The sequence below is a fragment of the Paracoccus albus genome, assembly GCF_027913035.1.
Taxonomy (GTDB): domain Bacteria; phylum Pseudomonadota; class Alphaproteobacteria; order Rhodobacterales; family Rhodobacteraceae; genus Paracoccus; species Paracoccus albus.
The window spans coordinates 2,456,273-2,473,248 of sequence record NZ_CP115775.1 but is presented as its reverse complement, the minus strand read 5'-3'; the positions used below and the strand labels follow the sequence as shown (position 1 = coordinate 2,473,248).

Annotated in this window: 18 protein-coding genes; 10 read left to right on the top strand and 8 right to left on the bottom strand. The window is 61.8% G+C overall.

Going from position 1 to position 16,976, the window contains the following annotated elements; translation table 11 throughout:
• The first annotated feature begins 3 nt into the window (after window positions 1–3).
• Window positions 4–357, top strand: coding sequence for a cell division protein ZapA (gene zapA / locus PAF20_RS12380; protein WP_271070937.1), 354 nt, complete (start codon window positions 4–6; stop codon window positions 355–357).
• Window positions 358–373: 16 nt separating this feature from the next.
• Here zapA and purF read toward each other — a convergent pair whose 3' ends face one another.
• The 3 genes from purF to radA form a co-directional block, all read right to left on the bottom strand.
• On the bottom strand, window positions 374–1,861 hold the full coding sequence (purF, locus tag PAF20_RS12375; RefSeq protein WP_271070936.1) for an amidophosphoribosyltransferase: 1,488 nt from the start codon (window positions 1,859–1,861) through the stop codon (window positions 374–376).
• A gap of 134 nt (window positions 1,862–1,995) precedes the next feature.
• Entirely contained in the window at window positions 1,996–2,652 is a 657-nt protein-coding gene (locus tag PAF20_RS12370) for a CvpA family protein (RefSeq protein ID WP_271070935.1), read from the bottom strand.
• A gap of 42 nt (window positions 2,653–2,694) precedes the next feature.
• Complete coding sequence (radA, locus tag PAF20_RS12365; protein WP_271070934.1) at window positions 2,695–4,059, bottom strand: DNA repair protein RadA; 1,365 nt, start codon at window positions 4,057–4,059, stop codon at window positions 2,695–2,697.
• A gap of 237 nt (window positions 4,060–4,296) precedes the next feature.
• Here radA and PAF20_RS12360 point away from each other — a divergent pair, with 237 nt between their 5' ends.
• Both PAF20_RS12360 and PAF20_RS12355 read left to right on the top strand, forming a co-directional pair.
• The gene (locus PAF20_RS12360) at window positions 4,297–5,610 is read left to right on the top strand and encodes a lipoprotein-releasing ABC transporter permease subunit (RefSeq protein ID WP_271070933.1); all 1,314 of its coding nucleotides are present in this window, start codon (window positions 4,297–4,299) and stop codon (window positions 5,608–5,610) included.
• Window positions 5,603–6,283: an ABC transporter ATP-binding protein gene (locus PAF20_RS12355; RefSeq protein WP_271070932.1), complete on the top strand. Its 681-nt coding sequence runs from the start codon at window positions 5,603–5,605 to the stop codon at window positions 6,281–6,283. Before PAF20_RS12360 ends, PAF20_RS12355 begins: the two co-directional genes overlap by 8 nt.
• Here the strand turns inward: PAF20_RS12355 and PAF20_RS12350 are convergent.
• Complete coding sequence (locus tag PAF20_RS12350; RefSeq protein ID WP_271070931.1) at window positions 6,280–8,022, bottom strand: chloride channel protein; 1,743 nt, start codon at window positions 8,020–8,022, stop codon at window positions 6,280–6,282. The genes PAF20_RS12355 and PAF20_RS12350 overlap by 4 nt on opposite strands.
• 27 nt (window positions 8,023–8,049) lie before the next feature.
• On the opposite strand from PAF20_RS12350, the gene PAF20_RS12345 reads away from it, so the two are divergent.
• The 6 genes from PAF20_RS12345 (at window position 8,050) to PAF20_RS12320 (ending at window position 14,026) form a co-directional block, all read left to right on the top strand.
• Window positions 8,050–9,429: an FAD-binding oxidoreductase gene (locus PAF20_RS12345; protein ID WP_271070930.1), complete on the top strand. Its 1,380-nt coding sequence runs from the start codon at window positions 8,050–8,052 to the stop codon at window positions 9,427–9,429.
• A gap of 59 nt (window positions 9,430–9,488) precedes the next feature.
• A complete protein-coding gene (locus PAF20_RS12340; RefSeq protein WP_271070929.1) occupies window positions 9,489–9,692 on the top strand; it encodes a hypothetical protein in 204 nt (67 codons plus the stop codon).
• A 121-nt stretch (window positions 9,693–9,813) separates the two neighbouring features.
• On the top strand, window positions 9,814–10,617 hold the full coding sequence (locus tag PAF20_RS12335) for a glycoside hydrolase family 25 protein (protein WP_271070928.1): 804 nt from the start codon (window positions 9,814–9,816) through the stop codon (window positions 10,615–10,617).
• Window positions 10,590–11,288, top strand: a complete 699-nt coding sequence (locus PAF20_RS12330) for a CPBP family intramembrane glutamic endopeptidase (RefSeq protein ID WP_271070927.1) — start codon at window positions 10,590–10,592, stop codon at window positions 11,286–11,288. Before PAF20_RS12335 ends, PAF20_RS12330 begins: the two co-directional genes overlap by 28 nt.
• Window positions 11,289–11,377: 89 nt before the next feature.
• Window positions 11,378–13,150: an aspartate--tRNA ligase gene (gene aspS, locus PAF20_RS12325; protein ID WP_271070926.1), complete on the top strand. Its 1,773-nt coding sequence runs from the start codon at window positions 11,378–11,380 to the stop codon at window positions 13,148–13,150.
• A gap of 126 nt (window positions 13,151–13,276) precedes the next feature.
• Entirely contained in the window at window positions 13,277–14,026 is a 750-nt protein-coding gene (locus PAF20_RS12320) for a GNAT family N-acetyltransferase (RefSeq protein WP_271070925.1), read from the top strand.
• Window positions 14,027–14,104: 78 nt separating this feature from the next.
• Here the strand turns inward: PAF20_RS12320 and PAF20_RS12315 are convergent, their stop codons facing one another.
• Window positions 14,105–14,836 (bottom strand): response regulator, encoded by a 732-nt coding sequence (locus tag PAF20_RS12315; protein WP_271070924.1) that lies wholly within the window; start codon window positions 14,834–14,836, stop codon window positions 14,105–14,107.
• A gap of 170 nt (window positions 14,837–15,006) precedes the next feature.
• On the opposite strand from PAF20_RS12315, the gene PAF20_RS12310 reads away from it, so the two are divergent.
• Window positions 15,007–15,276 (top strand): DUF1467 family protein, encoded by a 270-nt coding sequence (locus PAF20_RS12310; RefSeq protein ID WP_271070923.1) that lies wholly within the window; start codon window positions 15,007–15,009, stop codon window positions 15,274–15,276.
• Here the strand turns inward: PAF20_RS12310 and PAF20_RS12305 are convergent.
• From PAF20_RS12305 to PAF20_RS12295, 3 genes are all read right to left on the bottom strand, one after another.
• Complete coding sequence (locus PAF20_RS12305) at window positions 15,266–15,949, bottom strand: EI24 domain-containing protein (RefSeq protein WP_271070922.1); 684 nt, start codon at window positions 15,947–15,949, stop codon at window positions 15,266–15,268. The two genes, PAF20_RS12310 and PAF20_RS12305, sit on opposite strands and share 11 nt — an antisense overlap.
• Entirely contained in the window at window positions 15,946–16,518 is a 573-nt protein-coding gene (locus PAF20_RS12300) for a nitroreductase family protein (RefSeq protein WP_271070921.1), read from the bottom strand. The genes PAF20_RS12305 and PAF20_RS12300 overlap by 4 nt, the downstream gene beginning before the upstream one ends.
• Before the next feature lie 131 nt (window positions 16,519–16,649).
• Window positions 16,650–16,886, bottom strand: a complete 237-nt coding sequence (locus tag PAF20_RS12295; protein WP_271070920.1) for a DUF8831 family protein — start codon at window positions 16,884–16,886, stop codon at window positions 16,650–16,652.
• Between the last annotated feature and the right edge of the window lie 90 nt (window positions 16,887–16,976).

Below are 16,976 nucleotides of genomic sequence, written 5' to 3'. Positions count from 1 at the left end.
CAGATGGATGTGACCTTCACCATTGGCCACAAGGAATACACCCTGCAGGCGCAGGACGGCGAAGAACGCTTGCTGCGCCGCGCGGCGGGTCTGCTGGATGAAGAGGCCGGAAAGATTGTCGAACAGGCGGGCCGTATGCCCGAACCGCGCCTTCTTTTGCTGGCTGGTCTGATGCTGGCAGACCGTCTCTCTGCGATGGAAGACCGCGCCCTGACGGCTGAAAGAGAGCTTGCCCGAACCCGCTCAGCGGCCTCTGGCACAAGCACGGCGGATGTTCTGGACGCTATGGCAGAATTGGCGGCGCGCGCCGAATCGCTGGCTGACAAGGCCGACGAACAGACATCCCGGCAGGCCTGACGACAGCCCCGGCCGGTTACTCCGCCGCCTGCATCTCTGCCGTTTCAGAGCCGTCTTTCATCTTGAAACCACGTTCCAGCTGGTCAAACGGCGCGACAGGATAGTCGCCCGAAAAGCAGGCATCGCAATATTGCGGGCAGGACTTGTTGCGGCCCTTCGCCTCGCCAGCGGCGCGATACAACCCGTCCAGCGTCACGAAGGACAGGCTGTCCACACCGATCCATTCGCGCATTTCCTCTGGCGTCATCTGCGCGGCCAGCAGCTTTTCCCGCTCTGGCGTATCGACGCCATAGAAACACGGCCACGCCGTCGGTGGCGAGGCGATGCGGAAATGCACTTCCTTGGCGCCCGCGTCGATGATCATGTCCTTGATCTTGCGGCTGGTGGTGCCCCGCACCACCGAATCGTCGACCAGCACCACCCGCTTACCCGCGATCAGCGAACGATTGACGTTCAGCTTCAGGCGCACACCCATATTCCGGATCTGCTCTGTCGGCTCGATAAAGGTGCGCCCCATATACTGGTTGCGGATGATCCCCATCCCATAGGGAATCCCCGATTCCTGCGCATATCCGATCGCCGCTGGTGTCCCCGAATCGGGCACGGGGCAGACCAGATCAGCCTCTACCGGGGCCTCCCGCGCCAGTTCCACCCCGATCTGGCGGCGCGTCTCATAGACAGACCGGCCGCCGATAATCGAATCGGGCCGGCTGAAATAGACATGCTCAAAGATGCAGAACCGGCTGGATGTCTGCTGAAACGGGCGCGAGCTTTCGATCTTCCCCTTCGAGATCACGACCATCTCGCCCGGCTCCACCTCGCGCACGAATTCGGCCCCGATAATATCCAGCCCGCAGGTCTCCGATGACAGCGCATAACCATCATCGCCCAGCTTGCCGATCACCAGCGGACGCACGCCAAGCGCATCGCGCACGCCGATCAGCTTCGTCCGGGTCATCGCGATGACGCTGAACGCGCCTTCCACGCGGCGCAGCGCGTCCTTCATCCGCTCGGGGATGTTCCGCTGGATAGATCGGGCCATCAGATGGATGATACATTCCGAATCGCTGCTCGACTGAAAGATCGAGCCCCGCTCGATCAGCTCACGCCGCAGCGAATCGGCATTGGTGATATTGCCGTTATGGGCGACGGCACAGCCGCCCATGCTGAATTCACCGAAAAACGGCTGCACATCGCGGATGTGGGCGGCCTTCGCGCCTGCCGTGGAATAGCGCACATGCCCGATGGCCAGCGGGCCGGGCAAGGTTTCCATAAGCGATTGCTTGGTGAAATTGTCGCGGACATAGCCGAACCGATGCGCACTGTTGAAGCCACGTTCGCCATCATGGCTGATGATCCCGCCTGCCTCCTGCCCGCGATGCTGCAGCGCATGCAGGCCGAGCGCCACGAAATTCGCGGCCTCCGTCACGCCGATCACGCCGAAAACGCCGCACTCCTCATGCAGGCGATCATCGTCGAAAGGATGCGCAAGAAATGGCTGCATGTAGAGGCTCGTCTGGCTGGTAGGGCTCTGCCCTAGATAGGGACTGCGGGCGAAAAAGTCACGCCCCCGGACAGGGGGCGTGACAGGAAAATGACAATGCGGCACCCTGAACGGGCGTGCAGCAGCGCACAGCTTCAGTTGCTGGCAGGTGCCGCGGCTTCGGTCGCCGGTGTGGCTTCTGTTTCTGCGGGCGCGTTACCTTCAGGCGGCGTCGTGGCCTCGTCGGGGGTGATACCATCGCCCACGCAGCCAGAAACCAACTGGTTATAGCGGTTGGTGATCCAGCCCGGTGCATCTTGCGGAATTTCCGAATCCAGCCTGCCGACCATACGATCCAGCACCTTCGCGGTGCGCGAATTATCAACCATCGGCACCGGAGAAGAGGCCATGATCCGATCGTAAACGATGAAAGCTATCGCAACCAGCAGGATGCCGCGCGCGACCCCGAACAGAAAACCCATCCCCTGATCGACACCGCCAAGCGCCGAACGCTGGACCACCGACGAAAACAGAGGGGTGATGATCGAAAACAGCACAAGCGCCAGTGCGAAGGCAACGGCGAAGGCTGCGATGGTCGCCAATTCGCAGCTTTCACCAAGGAATTGATCCAGAAACGGGATCTGCGCAATCATCGGCCGCAGCGTGCCCGCGAAGATAAAGGCCAGCACTGCGGCCCCGATCCATCCCAGAATCGCAAGTGATTCGCGCACGAACCCCCGCGCATAGGCGAGGATCGCCGACAGGATGATGACAGCCGCAACTACGGCGTCGATAATGGTAAAGCCGTCCATTTATCCACCTTTTCGCGGCAGTTATGGCCGCACTGTCCCTTTTTAGCCGGCACCGAAAACCTCTCCGACAAAGCTTGTCAGATCCGCGATCCGGTCCAGCCGCATGTCCCGCGACCCCTCGATTTTCGAAGAGGCAGGTATGATCGCATGTGAAAAACCAAGTTTTTGTGCTTCTTTCAACCTGTTTTCCGCCTGAGCGACCGGGCGCAATGCGCCCGAAAGGCTGATTTCGCCAAAAGTGACACAGTCGGCGGGCAGGGCGCTGTCCTCGCGCGCGCTCAGCAAAGCCGCTGCAATCGCAAGGTCTGCGGCGGGCTCCTGTACGCGCATTCCGCCCGCGACATTCAGAAAAACGTCCAGCCCTGCAAAGGGAATCCCGCAACGCGCCTCCAGCACGGCAAGGATGGTGCTGACGCGCCCGCTGTCCAGGCCAACGACCGTGCGGCGCGGGCTGGCCAGCGTCGAAGGCGCGACCAGGGCCTGTATCTCCGTCAGCACCGGGCGCGTGCCCTCGATACCGGCGAAAACCGCCGATCCGGGGCTGGGCTGCCCGCGTTCCGACAAAAACAAGGCAGAGGGGTTGGCGACCTCTGCCAGCCCACCGCCGGTCATTTCAAAGACACCGATCTCATCTGCGGGACCAAAGCGGTTTTTCACGGCGCGCAGAATGCGGAACTGATGCCCGCGCTCTCCTTCGAAGTACAGAACCGTATCGACCATATGCTCAACCACGCGAGGGCCGGCAATCTGTCCCTCCTTGGTGACATGACCGACGATCACCACCGCCACGCCGCGCTTCTTGGCAAATGTCACCAACTCATGGGCAGAGGCCCGAACCTGCGATACGCTGCCAGGTGCTGCCTCCACCGTGTCCGACCACAGCGTCTGGATGGAATCGATCACCGCAAGATCGGGCCGCTCGGCATCCAGCGTGGTCAGAATATCGCGCAGCGCGGTCTCTGAGCCCAGCCTGACAGGCGCCTCTGCCAGCCCCAACCGCTGCGCCCGCATCCGAACCTGAGCCGAGGCTTCCTCGCCAGAGATATAGATCGCGCTCTGCCCCCGCGTCGCAAACGCAGCCGCGGCCTGTAACAGCAAGGTCGATTTCCCGATACCCGGATCGCCGCCCACCAGAACGGCCGATCCCGGCACCAGACCGCCGCCCAGCACCCGGTCAAACTCCGCCATCCCGCTTTCGGCACGCGGCGGGGGCGGCTCTTCGGTGGACAATGCGCTCAAAGGCACGGTCTTGCCCTTCACAGCACCAAGCCCGCGCCTTGGCCCCTGGGACAAAGGTGCTTCTTCGACGATCGAGTTCCAGGCCCCGCAGGCGTCACAGCGTCCGGCCCATTTCTTATGGGTCGCGCCGCATTCCTGACAGGTGAAGATGGTAACGGGTTTTGCCATGCCCGCCTTCTTGCCGCATCGGTCCGTCCCGGACAAGACGTGCCCGTCTTTGGTGTTCAAATACCTCGGGGTGAGGCGCGGCACGCGCCGAGGGGCAGCGCCCCTTGCCTGCATATACGGATTATAAACGGCATATATACGCATTCCATACGCAAAACATACGCCCCGATCACGGCATTGTCGGCTTGCGCTCTGCCTGCTTTCCGATCAGGTTCCCGCCCAACCAAAGGACCGCATATGCCAAGCCCTGCCACCAACCCAAAGCCCTTCTCGCGCTACGAATTCCTGATCGCTTGGCGCTATCTCCGCGCCCGCCGCGCCGAAGGTGGGGTTTCGGTGATGACATGGATCAGCCTTGTCGGCATCGCGCTAGGCGTGGCCGCGCTGATCGTCACCCTCGCCGTCCGCACCGGCTTCCGCGCCGAATTCGTGGACACAATGCTTGGTGCCAATGCCCATACCTCTGTCTATATGTCGCCCACCACCTTCACCAATGAGCTGACGGAAGAGGTCTATCTTCAGCCCGGCCGGATCAGCGATTACGACGAAATGGCGCAGCGTCTGGCCGATGTTCCGGGCGTCGTCAGCACGGCCCCGGTCGTCAAGGGACAGGTCATGGCGACCTCGAACGGTGCCGCCAATGTGGCAGAGGTTTTCGGCATCAAGCTGGACGATCTGAAAGCGATGACCCGCATCGCCGACCCATCAACCGCCCTTGGCAATATCGACGATTTCGAGCGCGGCATCGCCATCGGTTCCGGCATCGCCCGCGAACTCGGCGTCACCACCGGCGACCGCATCCGCCTCATCGCACCCGAGGGCGCACAGACTGCATTCGGCACCAGCCCCCGCGTCAATGCCTATGAGGTTGTCTATATCTTCACTGCGGGACGCTATGACATCGACCGCACCCGCGTTTTCATGCCGCTGACCGAAGCGCAATCCTATTTCAACCGCGAAGGTGTCGCTGATGAGATCGAGATCTTCGTTGATGATCCTGACCGGATCAGCGACTGGACCCTACCGCTGATGCAGGCGGCGGGCGAAGGCGCGCAGGTGTGGACGTGGAAGGACAGCTCTGCCAGCTTCCTGAAAGCACTGGATATGGAGGATGACGTGATGTTCATCATCCTGTCCGTCCTGGTCCTGATTGCCACGATGAACATCACCTCTGGCCTGATCATGCTGGTGAAAAACAAGGGCCGCGACATCGGCATCCTGCGCACGATCGGGCTGACAGAGCGCGCGGTGCTGCGCGTCTTTTTCCTGTGTGGCGCATTCACCGGGATCATCGGGACGATTGCGGGCGTGGTTCTTGGCGTCATCGTATCGCTGAATGTCGATCATATCATGACGGCGGTGAACTGGTTCTCTGGCGGTGGCGCATGGGACCCGTCTGTGCGCGGTATCTATGAGCTGCCCGCCAAGCTGCGCCTCGCTGATATCGGCAAGGCGGTCACGCTGTCGCTGGTGCTCAGCTTTCTTGTCACCATTTTCCCGGCTGCAAGGGCAGCCCGCATGAACCCGGTGGAGGCCCTTCGTTATGAGTGATGTGCTGCGCCTCGACGGAATCGAAAAGACCTATAACCGGGGCACACCCGGCCAGATCGACGTGTTGCGTGGGCTGAACCTGACGGTCGGGCAAGGTGAGGTTGTTGCCCTTGTCGCGCCCTCTGGCGCGGGCAAATCGACGCTTTTGCATATTGCCGGGCTGCTGGATACGCCAGATGCGGGCTCCGTCATGCTCAACGGTGCCGACCTGACCGGAGAGCGGGACATGGTGCGCACGACCGCCCGCCGTCGTGATCTTGGCTTTATCTACCAGTTCCACCATCTTTTGCCGGAGTTCAGCGCGGCTGAGAATATCGTGCTGCCACAATTGGCGAATGCGATACCGGAAAAGCAGGCGAAGGAACGTGCGGAACTGTTGTTGGACCGCGTCGGGCTGAAAGACCGTGCCGATCACAGACCGGCAGAGCTTTCGGGCGGGGAACAGCAACGGGTCGCCTTTTGCCGCGCATTGGCGAATGAGCCGGCACTTCTGCTGGCTGATGAGCCGACGGGCAATCTCGACCCTGATACGTCGGATCGCGTGTTCGGCGTGCTGATGTCGCTTGTGCGCGAAACCGGGCTGTCGGCACTGATTGCGACGCATAACCTTGAGCTGGCCGCGCGGATGGACCGGGTTGTCAGGCTGGAGCAGGGGCAGCTGGTCGCGCCCTAGCCGTGTTCCTCTGCTGCCGCATCCGCAAGCGCACGGTTCAGCGCCTGAAGTGCATCGACGTGATAAAGCGCGCCGATGATCTCCGGCGGTGGAGGCGGGCCAATTGCATCGGGCTCGCGCGGCACGACCGGGCGGATGATCGGCAGGAATGCCGCGCCGGTCCGCCGAAACTCTGACAAGGCGCGGTCCAGCGTCTCGCCATCGACAAGCGCCCTACCTGACAGTGCAAGATTTCGCACCAGATCCGGGGCGGGTGCATTTTCCGCGTCAAGTGAGCGGATCAGAGAGTTGATCCGCATTTTCTGCGGCAACCAGACCTGCGGCCCTTCGGCAATATGAACGCCGCGCAGTTCCAGCTGTGTCAGGAAGAAAGACCTGTGCAGCAGACGCGACGCCAGTGCCGATGACATTGACACGGCGGCCATGACCGCGATCCCGGTCTGAAAATCGCCGGTCATCTCGAACACGATCAGCGCTGTGGAGATCGGCGCCCCAAGCACTGCGGCGGCGACCGCGCCCATGCCCGCCATCGCATAGATCGTCGTGCTGCCCGACATGCTTGGAACAGCGGCGGTGGCGATCATGCCAAAGGCCAGCCCGGTCAGCGCCCCCAGAACAAGCGCCGGCGAAAATATCCCGCCACCCATCCTGCCGCCAAGGGTCAGGGAAACGGCGATCACCTTGGCCACCGCGAATATGATGACCTCTTGCAGGCCAAATGCACCGCGAAGCGCGGCGAAGGTTGTCTGATATCCGACGCCGATAATATGCGGAAAGGGAATGGCAAGCAGTCCTAGCAGCGCGCCTGCCACCATCGGCCTCGCCCAGCGTGGCCAGCCCGTCCGATCCATCACGGCATTGCCCGTTTGATCGGCACGCAGCACGGCCCAGACAAGCGCGGCTGCGACAAGGGCAGAGACGATGCCAAGGATCATGAAGGCGGGTAGTTCGACGTAGAAGCTGAGGCCCGGCTCTCCGGGCAGGGCGAACTCTGTCGCGCCGCCAAAGGCCTGCCGGTTGATGACCGCCCCCGCCACGGCGGAAATCGCGATAGGCGCGAAGGCATGGGCGGCAAAGTGGCGAAGGATCACCTCATGCGCGAAAAGGGCACCGGCAATCGGGGCGTTGAAGCTGGCGGCGACGGCACCTGCCACCGCGCAGCCCAGAAGCTCTCGCCCCGCGATAGGGCTGGCATTGATACGGGTGGCGAACCAGGTGGACAGGACGCCTGCCAGATGCACCACCGGCCCTTCACGGCCCGACGACCCACCCATGCCAAGCGTGATAAGCGATGCCGTGGCAGAGGCCACACCTTCGCCCATCTTGACGCGCCCGCCTTCCAGTGCCGCATCCTCGATCACATCGGCCACGGTGGCGGCGCGCCCGGCCACGGTGAAACGATCAAGGATCAGCCCGACGATCAACCCGCCAATCGTCGGCACCAGCACCAGCCACCACCACGGCATCCGGGCAGCTTCATTCGTCAGTGCCTGATCGTCGATGCCGTAGAAAGCCCGCATCAGCGCCGTAACACCATAACGGAAGAACAGAGCCGCCAGACCTGCGCCGATACCGATCAGCAGCGCCAGAACCCAGAACTGAATCTGGCTTGGCCCTCGCTTTCGGATAATGCGAAGCGCGCGCGCAAGGTGCAGACGTGACGGCCAGATGCCGCCGGCCAGCCAATGGCCGGTCGTTGTCTGCTTCTTGGGCTTTCGCGGCGGTTCTGCTTGGGCCATGTTGTCATGAAGCAAAAGGGGGAACCCATGGTCAACCATCAGCAGGCCTTTGACGAAATTCGCGATGTGATTGGGGATCGGCTGTCACAGAAAAAGGCCGACCGCGACGCGCATGGTCAATCAGAGACATGGCACCGTGCCCCGCCACCCGACGCGGTCGCATGGCCCGAAACGACGGAAGAGGTCAGCCGCATCCTTGCGATCTGCAACCGGCATGGCTGTCCGGTGATCGGCTGGGGCACCGGAACGTCGCTGGAAGGCCACGCGCTTGCCGTTGCGGGAGGGTTGGTCCTTGACCTGATGCGGATGGACAAGGTTCTGGACATCGCGCCAGAGGATATGCTGGCCGTCGTTCAACCCGGTGTCACGCGAGAAGCGCTGAACACCGAGCTTCGCGCAACGGGGCTGTTCTTTCCCATCGATCCGGGCGCGAATGCCAGCCTTGGCGGGATGGCCGCGACACGGGCATCGGGAACGATGGCGGTGCGCTATGGCACGATGCGCGACGCCGTGCTTGCGCTAGAGGTCGTGCTGGCGGACGGCACCATCATCCGGACCGGGACAAAGGCCGCGAAGTCCAGTGCGGGATACGATCTGACGGCGCTGATGGTCGGCTCTGAAGGAACGCTGGGGATCATCACCGAACTGACCCTTCGCCTGCATGGCCAGCCCGAAGATGTGGCGGCTGCGGTCTGCGCATTTCCGACGCTGGAGGATGCGGTTGGCTGTGTCAGCATGACCATGCAGTCGGGCATACCGATGGCGCGGATCGAGTTCTTGGACCCCATAGCCATGCGCGCCGTGAACCTGCATTCCGGCACCGACTACCCGGAGCAACCGCATCTGATGATCGAATTCAACGGCTCTCCGGATGCCGTCAGCGCCAATGCAAAGGCTTTCGGAGAGATCGCTGAGGAGTTCAGCGGGCAGGGCTTTCAATGGGCAACTTCGCCAGAGGATCGCAGCAAGCTGTGGGCGGCGCGTCATGCCTCGTATTGGGCGACCTTGAAGCTGCGACCGGGCGCTACCGGCGTGGTCACGGATATCTGTGTGCCGATGTCGGAATTGCCGGGCGCTGTCGCGGCGGCCGCACGGGACATGGAAGATGCAGGGATCCTCGGCGATATTGTCGGCCACGTTGGGGACGGCAATTTCCATACCCTTCTGTTGATCGAACCTGACAATCCCGAAGAGCTCGCGCGCGCGAAAGAGGTCGCAAATGCTATGGCCCGCCGCGCTATCGCGGTCGGCGGCACCGTTTCGGGTGAGCATGGAATCGGAATCGGCAAACGCGGATTGATGCAGGAGCAACACGGACCCGCATGGGCAGTAATGGGTGCGCTTAAGGCGGCGCTTGATCCGAAGAACATCATGAACCCCGGCAAGGTTGTGCCTGACCCCGCCTGATCAAGGAACCGGTTCTGCTGGCAGGGGTTGTGCCATAGTAGCTTTGATCAGGAGGCAAGATGGCACATCCCCCCGAACAGCCCGTGGAAAAGCAGGCGCGACGCCACTTTCCGGCACTGATTGCGATCATTGTCGCGGTTGTGCTGGTGATCATCGCATTCCTTGTGTTCGGTGGCACTGACCCTGAAGCGATCACAGAAGAACCGACGGCCAACACCACCGAGACAGAGGCAGCGGCCGAAGAACCCACGACGACGCAGTAGTTCGGCGACAGGATCTGCCAGATGTCTCCATCCCCTCTGACGATTTCGTGAGGTAAAGGTGGTCGTGACTTTGCGCCGACGCACTGCGATAAGTTGGAAAACCGATTTATCGAGGGGCAATATGAAGCGCATCGTCACCATCATTTCCGCATTGACCCTGATGCTTCTGGCAGCCTGCGGCGGCGGTCAGCGGGCCGTCGTAAACACTGGCGGCGGAGGCGGCGGCTGGGTCGGGGGTGCCGTTCCGCGACTGGGCGATAACGCGCCGCATCAATGGGTGGGCGGGCATCCATACAATCTGCCGGTTCATGGCATCGACATTTCGCGTTGGCAGGGCCGTATCGACTGGGATACCGTGCGCCGCTCTGGCGTCAGCTTCGCCTTTCTAAAAGCGACCGAAGGCGGGGACCACGCCGATCCCGAATTCCAGCGTTACTGGCGTGAAGCTGGTGCCGCCCGCATTCCGCGCGGGGCCTATCACTACTACTATTTCTGCCGCACAGGGGCCCAGCAGGCCGCGTGGTATATCCGCAATGTCCCACGAGAGCGCGGCTCTCTGCCCCCGGTCCTGGACATTGAGTGGACGAATTCGCGCACCTGCCCGCGCCGCCCCGGATCGGCGGAAATCCTGCGAGAGGCATCTATCTTCCTGTCGATTCTTGAGCGCCATTATGGCCAGCGGCCCATCGTCTACACCACGGTCGATTTCTACCGTGACACCGGGATTGGCCGTCTGAATGCAGAGTTCTGGCTGCGCTCTGTCGCGGGTCATCCGCGTCAGGTCTATCCCGGCCAACGCTGGACCTTCTGGCAATATACCGGCACGGGCAGCGTCCCCGGAATCAGGGGCAATGTTGATATCAACGCCTTCGCTGGCAGCGCAGGAGAATGGCGCGCATGGTTGAACAGACGTCTGGTGCGCTGAGGCGCGAGCGTTTTGTCTGGGCAGGGCCCGGTCAGCATGGCCGGACCCGCTTGATTGCCGAATTCGTCACGCTTTTCGTGGTGATCCCGGTCGCCATCGCTATTTTCATGCCGCCCAGCTACCTTTTCGAATCGCTGGCGCTGTTCTCTTTGGCGGGGCTGGGGCTGCTTTGGTATACGGGTGGCTTCAACTGGCGCGCCCTGCTTTTGGGCTGGGGGCGGTTTGACTGGCGCATTTTCTTTGCCTTCTCCGCGATCACATTCGCTGCATCGGTCGTCACGCTTTACCTGACCGCGCCGGACGCCCTGTTCCGGTTTCTGCGCGGTAATACACGTTTCATACTGGTAATCTGGCTGTTCTACCCTTTGCTTTCGGCACTTCCGCAGGAACTGATTTTCCGCGTCCTGTTCTTTCACCGCTTTGGCAGGTTGTTTTCAGGGCCCGGTCAGGCGGTGCTGATCAACGCCGCGATCTTCAGCCTCGCCCATCTGATGTATTGGAGCTGGATCGTAGCGCTGTTCACCTTTGCCGGCGGGCTGGCCTTTGCCGTCGGCTATCTGCGCCGCGGCTTCCCCTATGCCTGGGCGTTGCACGCCATTGCCGGAAACATCCTTTTCGCCGTCGGGATGGGGGAGTATTTCTACTCTGGCGCGGTCACAAGGCCATTCTAGGCCGGCGGACAGGGCATTCCACGCAGGCTGCGCCTTGACTTCGCCCTGTTCCCGCTGTTCATGCGGGGGCTGAACGAAAGAGGTCCGCCATGCATGCTTATCGCAGCCATACCTGCGCCGAACTGACTGCCGCCAATGCCGGGGAAACCGTCCGCCTGTCGGGCTGGGTCCACCGCGTCCGCGATCACGGGGGGGTCCTGTTCGTCGATCTGCGCGATCATTACGGCATGACACAGGTGCTGGCCGACAGCGACAGCCCGGCCTTTGCCGCGATGGAGAAACTGCGGGCGGAAACCGTGATCCGCATCGATGGCCGCGTAAAGATGCGGGATGAGGCGCTGCGCAACCCCAAGCTGCCCACCGGCGATATTGAGGTTTACGCGACCGAACTGGAAGTGCTTGGCCCTGCCGACGAACTGCCCCTGCCGGTCTTCGGCGATCAGGATTATCCGGAAGAAACGCGCCTGACCTACCGCTTCCTCGATCTGCGTCGGGAAAGCCTGCACAACAATATCATGCTGCGCTCCAAGGTGATCCGGTCTTTGCGCAACCGTATGTGGGATACCGGTTTCACCGAATTCCAGACCCCGATCATCACCGCCAGCAGCCCCGAAGGCGCGCGCGATTTCCTGGTTCCTTCGCGCCTGCATCCCGGCAAGTTCTACGCGCTGCCGCAGGCCCCGCAGCAGTTCAAGCAGCTGATCATGGTGGCGGGTTTCGACCGCTATTTCCAGATCGCACCCTGTTTCCGCGACGAAGACCCGCGCGCCGACCGCAGCCCCACCGATTTCTATCAGCTTGACGTGGAAATGAGCTTTGTCGAGCAAGAGGACGTCTTTGCGGCCATCCAGCCCGTGATTCAGGGCCTGTTCGAGGAATTTGGCGGCGGGCGCCGGGTTGACGCGGACTGGCCGCGCATCCCCTATGCCGAGGCGATGCTGAAATATGGCAGCGACAAGCCCGACCTGCGCAACCCGATCGAGATGCAGGTGGTGTCCGACCATTTCCGCGGTTCCGGCTTCGCTATCTTCGCCAAGCTGCTGGAGCAGGACGGGACCGAGGTGCGCGCCATTCCCGCCCCCACGGGCGGCAGCCGCAAGTTTGCCGACCGGATGAACGCCTTTGCCCAGAAGGAAGGGTTGCCGGGGATGGGGTATATCTTCTGGCGCAAGGGTGAGAACGGCATGGAAGCGGCCGGCCCCATCGCCAAGAATATCGGCCCGGAACGGACCGAGGCGATCCGCCAGCAGCTTGGTCTGGGTGAGGGCGATGCGGCCTTCTTCCTTGGTGGCAAGCCCGAGCAGTTCGAGGCGGTTGCGGGCCGGGCGCGGAACGAGATCGGGCGCGAACTGGGTCTGACCGACGAAAACCAGTTCAAATTCGCCTGGATCGTCGATTTCCCGATGTATGAGAAGGACGACGAGGGCAAGATCGACTTCAGCCACAATCCGTTTTCCATGCCGCAAGGCGGGATGGAGGCGCTGAATGGCGACCCGCTTGAGGTGAAGGGCTATCAATACGATCTGGCCTGCAACGGCTATGAACTGATCTCGGGCGCGATCCGGAACCACAAGCCGGAGATCATGTTCAAGGCGTTTGAGCTGGCGGGCTATCCGGCGTCCGAGGTCGAGAACCGCTTTGGCGGCATGGTCAAGGCCTTCCGCTATGGCGCACCGCCCCACGGGGGCTGCGCGGCTGGCATCGACCGGATCGTGATGCTGCTGGCGGATGAGCAGAATATCCGCGAGGTCATCATGTTCCCGATGAACCAGCGGGCGGAAGATCTGATGATGAACGCGCCAAGTGATCCCACCAACGAACAGCTTCGTGAACTGCGCCTGCGCGTGCTGCCGAAAGAATAGGACACACCCATGCGGCGCTCACATCCGTTGATCGCCATGAGCGGAGTGTTAGGGTCGAATGAGCCGTCGCCCCGGCGCGGGTGAGAATGCGCTTGCGGGTTGCGGCATGGCGGATACTCTTCCGCCATGTCAGCGTATGATACCGAACGGCCCTTGGGTGACGAACTCAGCAATTGGCAGGCCCCGCCTGCGCCGGGGCCCGAGGTCATCGGTGGGCGATATCTTCGTCTGGAACGGCTGAATCCTGACCGTCATGCAGAAGAGATATTTGCCGCGACGCAGGCGGATCAATCCCTTTGGGACTACATGAGCAATGGGCCGTTTCGCAGCGTTGATGATATGCGGGACTGGATGGCGCAGGCGGTCGCATCCGATGCGGTGTTCTATGCCTTTGTCGACAGCGCCACAGGGCAGGGATTCGGCTATGCCTCTTTCATGCGGATGGATGCAGCCAACGGCGTATTGGAAATCGGCAATGTCATGATCGGATCCGCGGCGCAACGCAGCCGCGCGGCTTCCGAAGCGCTGATGCTGATGATCAGCTGGGCATTCGGTGCCGGGTATCGCCGGGTTGAATGGAAGTGCAACGCGCTGAACACGGCCTCGCGACGTGCGGCGCGGCGATATGGGTTCCTGTTCGAGGGCACATTTCGCAACCACATGATCATCAAGGGCCGCAACCGTGACACGGCATGGTTCGCGATGACTGATGGCGACTGGGAACGGCTTGCGCCAGCCTATTCTGACTGGCTTGCACCCGGAAACTTCGACGAAAACGGCAGGCAGAGAACCAGTCTTTCGAAGCTGACTGAACCGATTGTCCGGCAGTTGCAGCTTGCATTGAGCCCGAGTGCTGGGACAAAGGCCGGTCCGTAGGCGGATGTTAACTCTTGCTCTGCGCCGAAGGTCCGGCGGGGGCGAGCCATCCCACCACCAGATTGCGATTACAACGCACTACAGACGGCTCGCAGCAATCAGACGCTCATGAACCATACCACTGATTCGCGTCAGGTCGGTGGCCACCCCGCGGCCTGCCTCGTGATCGCGGGCGAGTGCGGCGGCCGCTTGGGCCAGCGGCGTATCATGTGCCGACCGTGCAACGCCAGTCAGGAAGCGCGCGATATAGTCTATGGACGCGCCGTCGCGTGCATCGGTCAGCACATCGGCAACATGCGTAAGGTCTTCTCGCAACGCACGGGGGTCGGGCGTCACCACCTCATTCGGCAACAGCCGTGGCCCCGAACGCGTGCCACGATCCGGCAGTGCCGCAAGAAGCGTTTCCTGAAATGCAGCGAGGCTGTCGATGGGTTTGGAAACAAAGCCAGCCGCACCAGCAGAGATCGCCGCATCTTCAAGCTCCGGATCGCCGGAGATACCGAGGACAAGTGGCGTCTGATCGCCCGCCGCCTTTATTCGGCGAATCAGGCTGGCACCGTCGCCGTCTGGCAGGCCCATATCTACCAATACGATATTCGGTCGATATGTCTGCAAATGGCGCATTGCGGTCTGAACCCGGTCAGCGCGGCGAATCCGCGCGCCGGAGCGCAAGCACAGAAGCCGGATCGCCTCTGACGCGTAGCGCGAATCTTCAACCAGGAGAACCGTCAGCCCCGACAGGGGGCGGTTGGGCAGTTGTGCTTGCCAGATGGCCGGTTCTGCGACGAAGCTGTTCATCTCGCTTTGCATTCTTCCATCCCTTTCTGGAATCAACGGATAGATGCAGGCTAAGGCAGCAATCGCTAAGGCTTGGTTAATGTCGTGGATTGCCTTGGAATCCCATCCGACAGGTAATAGAGAACCGCGCAGGCATCTTCACAGACCGTGATCGCCATACCAAGCCAAGCAGGAGATGCGACATGAATCTGACCGGCGGCATCGTTCTGTACGCGGTATTGTGGTTTCTGACCCTGTTCGTGCTGCTTCCGATTGGTGAGGTCAGCCAGGATGAGGCAGGAGAGGTCGTTCCGGGTACGCCGCGCGGTGCTCCGCATAAGCCGAGACTGGGGCGAAAGATGCTTTGGTCGACGGCGATTTCCGCGATTCTCTGGGCGGTGTGTGCCTATGTCATTCTCAGCGGCATAGTCACGCGCGAAGACGTGATGGGCTGGGATCAGCTTATTCGCTGATGATCTGAAACAGATGTGTGAAAGCGGCGGCGGCCAGCACCGGAATGGCGATGTTCAGGATCGGCACCGTCAGGGCAAAGGCGATGGCGATCCCAAGCATGGTGACAGTTGCCGCGTTCTGACGACGCAGCGCTGACGCGGCGTCTGATTCCATATGGCGGTTTGCGGCCATCTGAAAAAACTCTCGGCCCAGCAGCCAGCCATTCGCGCCATAGAAGACCACGGGTGCCAGCGGGCCGAGTATCGGCGTCGCCAGTAATGTAGCAATGGTGACCAGCAAAACCGCCCCCATGATTGCCGCAGATTCCAGCAAACTGTCCCAGAAATCCGGCGAAGCGCCCTGACGGCGGGGATAATGTGTCGCCTCGACCTCGCCAGCGACGCGGTCGGCGTAGAAGCCCGAAAAGGCTGCGGCGACCGGCGCCATCAGGAAGATGCCGACGAACGGCAACAAGATCAGGCTTCCCCAGCCTAAGAGCGAACCCAGCGGCACGTCTCCGATGAACGGCAACCACGCCTCGCCCGAGATAAACTCGCGGAAGCCCCAGAAAAGCACTGTGTGGAGCGCAAGGAACAGCAGGATCGTTAGCCCGATGCCGCGCAGGACGAGGCCGAACACGCTAGGCCTGAAAAGGTCGCCCCAGCCAAGCGCCAGTGCGCGCATCCAGATCATTCGAGGAAGGTCGTCTTGGCAGCGATGTCCGGACGCGGGCGCTCTGGCGGTGTCGTGGCGCCCCGGCTGCCCATGTGGATGAATCCGACGACCTTTTCTGTGTCGCCCAGGCCCAGATTTTTTCTGGCGAACGCGTCGGCGGTTGCGACGCCCGTCAGCCAGCTTGCGCCGAAGCCGCTTGCGAGTGCCGCGTTGACGAGACCGAGGCAGACCGCACCTGCTGAAAGATACTGTTCCCATTCAGGTATCTTGTCGCTTTCGACAGGCGCAAATACCACCGCAACGACGACTGGGACGCGGAAGGACTGACCGTGCTTTTCAGCCTTCTCAGGCATATTGCCAGCGGCAAGCGATGCCGCGGTGACCTGCGGCGCGATCCGGTCAAGAGCGGCGCCGCGCAGGACGATAAAGCGCCAGGGTTCAAGCTTGCCGTGATCGGGCACACGCGCGGCCATCTCCAGCAAGTCTGCCAACTCGGCATCAGACGGGCCTGGCAGGGTCAGGGTCGCTGGCGGATGAGAACGGCGCTCTCGCAGGAACTGAATCGCAGCGGTGTGTGCTTCTGTCATCATATTCTCCTTCACCCGCTCACCTAGTCAAACATCCCCGGCAAGCCAAGTGCCGCCAGCACCATTCTGCCCGTGGCGGCCAGAGTTGATGTGTCACGGGCCGGTATTCGCCGCGAACAGTCGGGTGAAAATCAGCGCTTCTCCAGCCTGTAGCCACCCTCTGGCAGGTTCAGTGCCGCGCGCAGTTCGTCGAGCTGACGCATACTCAGCGTGATCTCACTGTATCGGTCGCCATCGGGTTCGTCCTGCCGCAGAACGACGCGATCATCGAAAGTCGTGATAACAACATCGCCTTGCAGCGGCGCGGTGTCAGGCTCGTCAATCAGCGTGATGACTGTCGCGTCGAAATCGTGTTCGATTGTGAACATTGTGCCTGCCTTTGCTTGGATTGTTTGAAGTTTCAGTTCGAAAGTGAACGGAACTGATTTGCCTCGCAAGGGGTGCTTCTCTATTCTTGC